The organism is Sulfuricaulis sp. (genome assembly GCF_049587675.1).
GTDB lineage: Bacteria > Pseudomonadota > Gammaproteobacteria > Acidiferrobacterales > Sulfurifustaceae > Sulfuricaulis.
Map to the genome: position 1 here is coordinate 1 of NZ_JBAVEJ010000197.1, position 1,874 is coordinate 1,874.

Annotated in this window: 2 protein-coding genes; one reads left to right on the plus strand and one right to left on the minus strand. The window is 64.4% G+C overall.

Annotated features, from left to right (window positions below):
* The coding region (locus WB402_RS10315; protein ID WP_424207557.1) for a flavin-containing monooxygenase at positions 1-1,411 on the plus strand (1,411 nt) is incomplete at its 5' end.
* Here the strand turns inward: WB402_RS10315 and rraA are convergent.
* Positions 1,392-1,874: ribonuclease E activity regulator RraA (rraA, locus tag WB402_RS10320; RefSeq protein ID WP_424207559.1), on the minus strand; the 483-nt coding region annotated here is incomplete at its 5' end. The genes WB402_RS10315 and rraA overlap by 20 nt on opposite strands.

The window sequence follows — 1,874 nt, forward strand, 5'->3', positions numbered from 1 at the left end:
GCAGGACCGCTGCCCGTCGAAGAGGTACGCGATCCTGGAGTCGCGCGCCGATCTCGGTGGCACTTGGGACCTGTTCAAGTACCCGGGCATCCGCTCGGACTCCGACATGTACACCCTGGGCTTCCGGTTCAAACCGTGGACGTCGGAGCGTGGGATCGCCGACGGCCCGTCGATCCTGACCTACCTGAAGGAGACGGCCGCCGAGTTCGGCATCGACAAGCACATCCGCTACCACCACAAGGTCTTGGCCGCCGACTGGTCCGACGCCGAGAACAAATGGTTCCTTCGCATCGATCGCGACGGCGAGGAAACCGAGATCACCTGCTCGTTTCTGTTCGCGTGCAGCGGCTACTACAACTACGACGAGGGCTACTCACCGGAGTTCCCCGGCGCCAACGACTTTCGAGGGATCATCGTCCATCCGCAGCACTGGCCGGAAGACCTCGACTACCAAGGCAAGAAGATCGTCGTGATCGGTAGCGGCGCCACAGCGGTGACTTTGATTCCCGCGCTTGTCAATTCGGGCGCCGGCCACGTCACGATGCTGCAGCGGTCACCGAGCTACATCTTGTCGCTGCCCGACGTCGACCCGTTCGCCGTGCGCACCATGGAGCTGCTGCCACCCCGCCTCGCCTATGTGGTGAACCGGTGGAAGAGCATTCTGCTGCAGTCGGCGCAGTACCGGATCAGCCGGCGCTTCCCCAACTTCATGCGCAAGCAGCTGATGACAATGGCCAAACGGATGCTGCCCGAGGGCTACGACGTCGACAAGCACTTCAGCCCGAACTACAAGCCCTGGGACCAGCGACTGTGCCTGGTGCCCAACGGCGACCTGTTCCGCACGATCCGGCGCGGGCAGGCCGACGTCGTCACCGACACCATCAACCGGTTCACCGAGACCGGTATCCGGCTTTCGTCGGGTGAAGAGCTGACCGCCGACATCATCGTCACCGCAACAGGTTTGAACGTCCAGCTGTTCGGCGGAGCCGCCATTGCCCGCAACGGCGTGCCCGTCGATCTCAACGGGTTGATGGCATACAAGGGCATGATGCTCACCGAGCTGCCGAACATGGCGTTCACGGTCGGCTACACCAACGCGTCGTGGACGCTGAAGGCCGACCTGGCGTCCGAATTCGTCTGCCGCGTCCTGAATTACATGGACGCCAACGGCTTCGACACCGTTGTTCCGCAACATCCCGGCGACTCCGTCGAGAAACGCCCGCTGATGGATTTCACCCCCGGTTACATCCTGCGGGCGCTCGACCGGTTACCGAAAGCGGGTGCGAAGCTGCCTTGGCGCCTCAAACAGAACTACCTGCTCGACATCGGCCTGATCCGCCACGGCCGCGTCGACGACCCGGCGCTGCTGTTCTCGAGACGGCGAGCAGCCGTCACTGCCGCGTCGGCGTGACGACGAGGATTCCGTCCTCGTCGCTGTAGGCGTGTTCGCCGGGCACGAAAGTGACTCCGCCGAACTCGACCTCGACGTCACGTTCCCCGGCCCCGGTCTTGCTGCTCTTGCGCGGGTTGGTGCCCAAAGCCTTGATGCCCATGTCGATCTCGCGCAGCGCGGCGGCGTCACGGACGGCGCCGTTGACGATGATTCCGGACCAGCCGTTCGACTGGCCGAGTCCGGCGATGACGTCGCCGACGAGCGCACTGTGCAACGATGCGCCGCCGTCGATCACCAGCACAGCGCCCTCGCCCGGCTCCGAGAGCACGGACTTGAGTAACGCGTTGTCTTCGAAGCAACGCACGGTGTGGATCTCGCCCGCGAACATCGACCGCCCGCCGAACTGCCGAAACTGGGTGTCGCAGCTGCGGACGTCGGTCCCGACGTCGTCGACGAGATCTGCGGTGGCGCGGGGTTCTAC